The 6,853-nt window shown below is 68.7% G+C and carries 8 protein-coding genes; all 8 read right to left on the reverse strand.

Translation table 11 applies throughout. The features are described 5' to 3' along the window. Positions 1–40: 40 nt before the first annotated feature. The 8 genes from H8B08_RS17205 to ctaD all read right to left on the reverse strand — a co-directional run bounded on the left by H8B08_RS17205 (position 41) and on the right by ctaD (position 6,731). Positions 41–1,306: a M16 family metallopeptidase gene (locus tag H8B08_RS17205; protein ID WP_370545516.1), complete on the reverse strand. Its 1,266-nt coding sequence runs from the start codon at positions 1,304–1,306 to the stop codon at positions 41–43. Next, positions 1,303–2,034 (reverse strand): SURF1 family protein, encoded by a 732-nt coding sequence (locus H8B08_RS17210; RefSeq protein ID WP_187451422.1) that lies wholly within the window; start codon positions 2,032–2,034, stop codon positions 1,303–1,305. Before H8B08_RS17210 ends, H8B08_RS17205 begins: the two co-directional genes overlap by 4 nt. Further along, entirely contained in the window at positions 2,021–2,386 is a 366-nt protein-coding gene (locus H8B08_RS17215; protein ID WP_187451423.1) for a DUF983 domain-containing protein, read from the reverse strand. The genes H8B08_RS17210 and H8B08_RS17215 overlap by 14 nt, the downstream gene beginning before the upstream one ends. A 1-nt stretch (position 2,387) precedes the next feature. Further along, on the reverse strand, positions 2,388–3,266 hold the full coding sequence (locus H8B08_RS17220; protein WP_187451424.1) for a cytochrome c oxidase subunit 3: 879 nt from the start codon (positions 3,264–3,266) through the stop codon (positions 2,388–2,390). Between the two features lie 79 nt (positions 3,267–3,345). Then, positions 3,346–3,912 (reverse strand): cytochrome c oxidase assembly protein, encoded by a 567-nt coding sequence (locus tag H8B08_RS17225; protein WP_187451425.1) that lies wholly within the window; start codon positions 3,910–3,912, stop codon positions 3,346–3,348. After that, positions 3,912–4,049, reverse strand: coding sequence for a hypothetical protein (locus H8B08_RS17230; RefSeq protein WP_187451426.1), 138 nt, complete (start codon positions 4,047–4,049; stop codon positions 3,912–3,914). The genes H8B08_RS17225 and H8B08_RS17230 overlap by 1 nt, the downstream gene beginning before the upstream one ends. Beyond that, positions 4,049–5,011, reverse strand: coding sequence for a heme o synthase (cyoE, locus tag H8B08_RS17235; protein WP_187451427.1), 963 nt, complete (start codon positions 5,009–5,011; stop codon positions 4,049–4,051). Before cyoE ends, H8B08_RS17230 begins: the two co-directional genes overlap by 1 nt. Positions 5,012–5,078: 67 nt before the next feature. Then, positions 5,079–6,731: a cytochrome c oxidase subunit I gene (ctaD, locus tag H8B08_RS17240; protein ID WP_187451428.1), complete on the reverse strand. Its 1,653-nt coding sequence runs from the start codon at positions 6,729–6,731 to the stop codon at positions 5,079–5,081. Positions 6,732–6,853: the final 122 nt, after the last annotated feature.

Raw genomic sequence — 6,853 nt, forward strand, 5'->3', positions numbered from 1 at the left:
CTATACCCCCTCCTCCGCCCTTCGGGGGAGAGGGGGCGGATCAGAGGAACAGGGCCGGCGCGAAGGCCTTGGCGGCGCCGAAGGCCGCGCGCGGGCCGAGCACGGCCACCGCCGCGCGGGCGGGGGACAGGGCCCGCTCGCCGACGCGCTTCAGGTCGTCCAGGCTGGTCTCGTCCACGCCGGCGCGGATTTCGGCGACGCTCAGCGGCCGGTCGAACAGGAAGGTCTGGCCGGCGGCGCGCTCGGCGCGGGCCAGGGGCGACTCCTGCGCCATGAACAGCGAGGCCTTCAGCTGCGCCTTGGCTCGGGTCAGCTCCGCGGCCTTGGGCGCCGCGGCCAGGCCTTTCACCTCGGCGGCGACCAGGTGGGACAGCTCCGCGGCGCGGTCGGCGGCGCAGCCGGCGTAGACGCCGAGCACGCCTGTGTCCTCGTAGGAGTCCGCGTAGGCGTCGATCGAATAGGCCAGGCCCCGCTCCTCACGGGCGCTCTGGAACAGGCGCGAGGCCATCCCGCCGCCCAGGATCTCGGCGAACAGTCGCAAGGCGTAGTAGTCGCGGTCGCGCGCGCCGGCGGCCGGCAGTTGCCAGACGCAGTTGGCCTGCTCGATGCGCCGGCCCAGGGTGGCGGTCCCGCCGACGAAGCGGCCGGGTTCCGGCTCGGGCGCATGGACGCCGCCGTCGGCGCCGCCGAACCAGCGCTCGGCCTGGTGCAGCAGCTCGCCCTCCTCCACCGCGCCCGCGACCGATACGATGGTCCGCTCCGGCGCGTAGAGGCTGCGCCGGAACGCGTCCAGCGCGGTCCGGTCGGCGGCCGCGACGCTCTCGCTGGAGCCCAGGATCGGGCGGCCCAGCGGCTGGTCGGCGAAGGCGCGCGCCTGGGCCAGCTCGAACACCCAGTCGTCGGGCGTGTCGAAGGCTTCGGCGATCTCCTGGTCGATGACCGACTTCTCGCGTTCCAGCTCGATCTCCGCCAAGGCCGGACGGAACAGCAGGTCGGAGACCACCTCCAGCGCCAGCGGAAGGCCGTCGCGCAGCGCGCGGACCTGGTAGCTGGTGCGCTCGTAGCCGGTGGCGGCGTTCAGATTGCCGCCCTGGGCCTCGACGTGCTCGACGATCTCGCGGGCGGAGCGATCGCCCGCGCCCTTGAACACCATGTGCTCCAGCAGATGCGACCAGCCCGACTGGGCCGGGGTCTCCCAGCGCGCGCCGCCGCGCACGGTGACCGAGACCGCGATGGTCTCGAGCTCCGGCATCGGGTCGCACAGGACCCGCACGCCGTTCGACAGTCGGTGCAGGCGCGCGCTCACGGGCGCATCCGCCGCCAGACCGCGGCGACGTAGACGCCGAGCAGGGCTGCGGCGAGCCCAAACCAGGTCAGGGCGTATTCCAGGTGGCGATTGGAGATGGCGGTCGGCAGCGGGGCCGGGTCCAGGGCCTGCCATTCCGGATTGGTCGAGGTCTCGACCATCAGGAACCAGGGCGCGGGCTTCCTCGCGTCCAGGGCCGAAGCCATGGCCACCGCGTCACGCGAGAAGAAGCGGCTCTCGTCGGGCCGGTTCTCCGGCGTCACGAAGGTGCGGGCGTCGGGCGAGCGCAGCACGCCGGTGACCGTCACCGGGTTGCGCGCGGTCGCATCGACCGGCGGGCGCGAGGACACGGTCTCCGGCACGAAGCCGCGGTCGACCAGCACGACGCCGTAGGGCGTGCCCTCGACCGGGCAGGCCGAGATCAGGCGCGAGCCGATCTCGCCCTCGCGCAGGGCGTAGAGTTCGACATAGGGGGCGACGTTCAGGCCCGGGCACACGGCGGTGACGCGCGAGAACTCGATGTCCTCGCCGCGCGCGCCTGCGGTCAGCAGCGATTCGACCGGATGCGGCGGGGCGGTCTTCAGCGCCTCGATACGGGCCAGCAGGTCTTCCTTCCAGGCGCGGCGCTGCACCTGCCACATGCCGAGCGCGACCAGGATCGCCAGGGCCACGGCGGTGAAGACGGTCAGGACGACCGGAAAGGAGCGGTCGCCCTTAGAAGTCGTCATTGCGCACTTCGGAAGCTCGATGATGGAACTGCAGGGCGACCATGACGCCCTTCAGCGGGCGCAGCAGGCCGAGGCACACGACGAGGGCCAGCGGCAGCCAAAGCACCAGATGCAGCCAGATCGGCGGCTGGTAGGCGATCTCGACCGCCAGCGCGGCGAAGGCGACCAGGAAACCGGCGATCAAAATGACGAAGACGGCGGGACCGTCGCCGGTGTCCGCCGTCTTCAGATCGAAACCGCAGACCGCGCAGCGGTCCGCCACTTTCAGAAAGCCCGAGAACAGGCGGCCTTGACCGCAGTTCGGGCAGCGGCCGGCGATCCCCGCCAGGAACGGGTTGGGACCGCCCGCCACGTCAGGCGTGCGGGCCCGAGCCGCCGAACGCCACGTAGATGAAGGCGAACAGGAACAGCCAGACCACGTCGACGAAGTGCCAGTACCAAGCCGCCGCTTCGAAGCCGAAGTGCTTCTGCGGGGTCATGTTGCCGGCCATCAGGCGCAGCAGGCAGACGATCAGGAACAGGGTGCCGACCACGACGTGGAAGCCGTGGAAGCCGGTGGCCATGAAGAAGGCCGAACCGTACAGGCCCGAGTTGGCGGCGTTCTCCGAGAAGAACAGCTTCTCGTGGATGATGTGGCCGTACTCGTAGGCCTGGACGCTGGTGAACAGCAGGCCCAGCAGGACGGTCAGCAGCAGGCCGGTCTTGGCGCCCTTGGTGTCGCCGTGCTGCAGGGCGTGGTGGGCCCAGGTCACGGTCGTGCCGGACAGCAGCAGGATGATGGTGTTGACCAGCGGCAGGTGGAACGGGTCCAGGGTCTCGACGCCGGCCGGCGGCCAGGTCGACCAGGCGGTGCGCACTTCCTCGATCGCCGAGAAGGTCCGGCTGTGATGGAAGATCGCCATCTCGAAGAAGATCCAGAACCACGCCACGAAGAACATGACTTCGGAGGCGATGAACAGGACCATGCCGTAGCGCAGGCCGATGGACACGACCGGCGTGTGGTCGCCGGCGCGGCCTTCCTTGATCACGTCGCCCCACCACCCGATGAAGGTGTAGAGCATCAGGGCGAAGCCGCCGGCGAAGACGGCCCAGGTGCCCTTCTCCAGGCCGAACAGGCCCTTCATCCAGATCACCGCGCCGATGAACATCACCGTGGCGGCGATCGAGCCGACCAGCGGCCACGGGCTCGGATTGACGAGATGGTAGTCGTGTTTGACGGCGTCGTGGGCCATGGCGCTTTAACTCAACCCCCGGTCCCCGCGCGCATGCGACGGGGAGGATCAGATTCTTGGTGTGTGGCTATAGACCCGCCTAGCCCGCTCCGCCAAGGGCTGGCGTGGCCGACTTGGCCTTAGGCTGCGGTTTTTCGGTCGGATAGAAGGTGTAGGACAGGGTGATCTCCTGGATCCCCTTGGTTTCCGGATCGGTCGCCAGCTGCGGATCGACGAAGTAGGCGACCGGGAATTCCATGGTCTGGCCCGGCTGCAGGGTCTGCGCCTGGAAGCAGAAGCACTCCAGCTTCTGGAAATAGGGCCCCGCCCCTTCCGGCACGACGTTGTAGGCGGCGGTGCCGGTCAGCGGCTTGTCGCCGTGGTTGGTGACCTTGAAGAAGGCCAGGCCCGTGGCCCCGACCTTCAGGTCCTGGGTCACCTGCTCGGCCTTGAAGTCCCAGGGCAGGTCGCGGACGTTGGCGTCGAAGCGGATCTTCACCGGCCGCTCCAGCACCGTGGTCGGCGCGGCGGTCGCCCGGCGCACCGTGCCGTCGAAGCCGGTGACCTGGCAGAACAGGCGATACAGCGGCACGGCCGCGAAGGCGGCGCCGACCATGCCGGCGACCACCACGGCGCAGATCACCGCGACACGGGCGTTCTTCTGCATCACCCGGCCACGTTCTGGGCGAGCCGCACCACGGTCACCAGGAAGACCAGGATCACGAACAGGGCGAGCGCGCCGCCCAGCGCGACATTTCGCCGCGACCGCGCCTTGTGCGCTTCGGATTGGTTCGGATCGGACATTACGCGGCTCCCGGGATGCCGTGTTCGACCAGAAGGGCGGCGAACAGGGCGAAGAGATACAGAATCGAGAAGGCGAAGAGATCCCGCGCCGTCTTGGCCTCGGCCTTGACGTCGTAGAGGCCCTCCTCCCGCTCGCCCGGCTTCTCGCCGGCCCGGCTCCTATACACCCGCCAAGCCAGACCGACGAAGGCCAGTCCGCCGCAGACGGCGATCACGCCGTACAGCCAGCCGCCCAGGCCCGTGAACACCGGGACCACCGCCAGCGGGGCCAGCACCAGGCTGTAGAGGAAGATCTGCAGGCGGGTGGACTTGGGGCCCTTGGCCACCGGCATCATCGGAATGCCCGCCTTGGCGTAGTCGTCGGAGGTGTAGAGCGCCAGCGCCCACGAATGCGGCGGGGTCCACACGAAGATGATGGCGAACATCAGCCAGGCGTTCAGCGCCAGGCTCCCGTCGGCGGCGGCCCAGCCGATCACCGGCGGCAGGGCGCCGGCGGCGCCGCCGATCACGATGTTCTGCGGCGTCGAGCGCTTCAGCAGCACCGTGTAGAACCAGGCGTAATAGACGACGGTGAAGGCCAGAAGGCCCGCGGCCAGCCAGTTCACCGCCATGCCCATCAGCATGACCGCGAAGGCCGCCAGGATCACTCCGAAGGCGAAGGCGTCGCCCTTGGCCACCCGACCGGCCGCCACCGGGCGGCCGCGGGTGCGGCGCATCAGGGCGTCCGTCTCGCCCTCGATGGCCATGTTCAGCGCGCCGGCCGCGCCGGCGCCGACCGCGACGCAGAACACCGCGACGGCGGCCAGGAACCAGTGGATCTCGCCGGGCGCGGCCACCAGGCCGGTGAGCGCGGTGAAGATCACCAGCGACATGACCCGCGGCTTGAGCAGCTGGAAGTAGTCCTGCGGCAGGGCGGGGGGCTTGGTCTTGGCGACCGGGGCGTCGACGGGGGCTTGCGGCATGGTCCTAAAACGTCGGGGACGGAGCGTTGTGCGCCCCGTCCCCGATTTAGCTCCTGAGTAAGGATGCTTAGTGGCTGTCGGCCTTGACCACCGGCGGTTCGTTGAACTGGTGGAACGGCGGCGGCGAAGACAGGGTCCACTCCAGCGTGGTGGCGCCTTCGCCCCACGGGTTGGCCTCGCCCTTACGACGGCGCACGAAGGCTTCGACCAGCATGATCAGGAAGACGATCACGCCGACCACGGTGATGGCGTAGCCGATCGACGACAGGTGGTTCCACTTGGTGAAAGCCTCCGGGTAGTCGACGTAGCGGCGCGGCATGCCCTGCAGACCCAGGAAGTGCTGCGGGAAGAACACCAGGTTCACGCCGATGAACATGATCCAGAAGTGCGCGGCGCCCAGGGCCTCGTTGTACTTCACCCCGAACATCTTCTCGAACCAGTAGTAGAAGCCCGCGAAGATGGCGAAGACCGCGCCCAGCGACAGCACGTAGTGGAAGTGCGCCACCACGTAGTAGGTGTCGTGCAGCGAGTAGTCGATGCCGGCGTTCGACAGCACCACGCCGGTCACGCCGCCGACGGTGAACAGGAAGATGAAGCCCATCGCCCACAGCATGGGCGTCTTGAAGTCGATCGACCCGCCCCACATCGTCGCGATCCACGAGAAGATCTTAACGCCGGTGGGAACCGCGATGATCATCGTCGCGGCCACGAAGTAGGCGCGCAGATTGATGTTCATGCCCACGGTGTACATGTGGTGGGCCCACACGATGAAGCCGATGAAGCCGATGGCGACCATGGCGTAGGCCATCGCGAGGTAGCCGAACACCGGCTTGCGCGAGAAGGTCGACACGATGTGGCTGATGATGCCGAAGCCGGGCAGGATCAGGATGTACACTTCGGGGTGACCGAAGAACCAGAACAGGTGCTGGAACATCACCGGGTCGCCGCCGCCGGCCGGGTCGAAGAAGTGGGTCCCGAAGTTGCGGTCGGTCAGCAGCATGGTGATGGCGCCGGCCAGGACGGGCAGCGACAGCAGCAGCAGGAAGGCGGTGATCAGCACCGACCAGGCGAACAGCGGCATCCGGTGCAGGGTCATGCCCGGCGCGCGCATGTTGAAGATGGTGGTGATGAAGTTGATCGCGCCGAGGATCGAGCTGGCGCCCGCCACGTGCAGCGAGAAGATCGCCAGGTCCATGGCCGGGCCGGCGTGGCCCTTGGTGGACAGCGGCGGATAGATCGTCCAGCCGCCGCCGAAGCCCTGGCCCGGACCGCCGTCGACGAACATCGACAGGCAGAGCAGCACCCAGGCGGCGACCAGCAGCCAGAACGACACGTTGTTCATGCGCGGGAAGGCCATGTCCGGCGCGCCGATCATGATCGGCACGAACCAGTTGCCGAAGCCGCCGATCATCGCCGGCATGACCATGAAGAAGATCATGATCAGGGCGTGGGCGGTGACGACGACGTTGTAGCCGTGCTTGGACGGCTCGACGAGGCCGAGCTGGGCCAGCAGCGAGCCTTCGCGGAACACCTGAATGCCCGGTTCGGCCAGTTCCCAGCGGATCAGGCCGGAGAGCGCGCCGCCCACGATGCCCGCCATGATGGCGAACAGCAGGTACAGCGTGCCGATGTCCTTGTGGTTGGTCGAGAAGAACCAGCGGGTGAAGAACCCGGGTTTGTGGTCGTGGTCGTGATGCTCGACCGCGTGAGCCGTGGCCATCGTCAGCCTCTCACTCTTTACTGGGCGGCCGGCGCAGGCACGGCGGCCGGCGCGGCGGGTTGTTGCGGGGCGGCGGCCGCCGGAGCGGTCGTCGCGGGAGCCGGGGCGCCGGCGGCCGGAGC

Origin of the sequence: Caulobacter sp. 17J80-11, assembly GCF_014349105.1 — a bacterium.
Classification (GTDB): domain Bacteria; phylum Pseudomonadota; class Alphaproteobacteria; order Caulobacterales; family Caulobacteraceae; genus 17J80-11.

Coding starts and splice junctions, on each gene's coding strand:
- H8B08_RS17220 (WP_187451424.1), bottom strand. CDS start 3,266: ATGGCCCACGACGCCGTCAAACACGACTACCATCTCGTCAATCCGAGC.
- H8B08_RS17225 (WP_187451425.1), bottom strand. CDS start 3,912: ATGCAGAAGAACGCCCGTGTCGCGGTGATCTGCGCCGTGGTGGTCGCC.
- H8B08_RS17230 (WP_187451426.1), bottom strand. CDS start 4,049: ATGTCCGATCCGAACCAATCCGAAGCGCACAAGGCGCGGTCGCGGCGA.
- cyoE (WP_187451427.1), bottom strand. CDS start 5,011: ATGCCGCAAGCCCCCGTCGACGCCCCGGTCGCCAAGACCAAGCCCCCC.
- H8B08_RS17210 (WP_187451422.1), bottom strand. CDS start 2,034: ATGACGACTTCTAAGGGCGACCGCTCCTTTCCGGTCGTCCTGACCGTC.
- ctaD (WP_187451428.1), bottom strand. CDS start 6,731: ATGGCCACGGCTCACGCGGTCGAGCATCACGACCACGACCACAAACCC.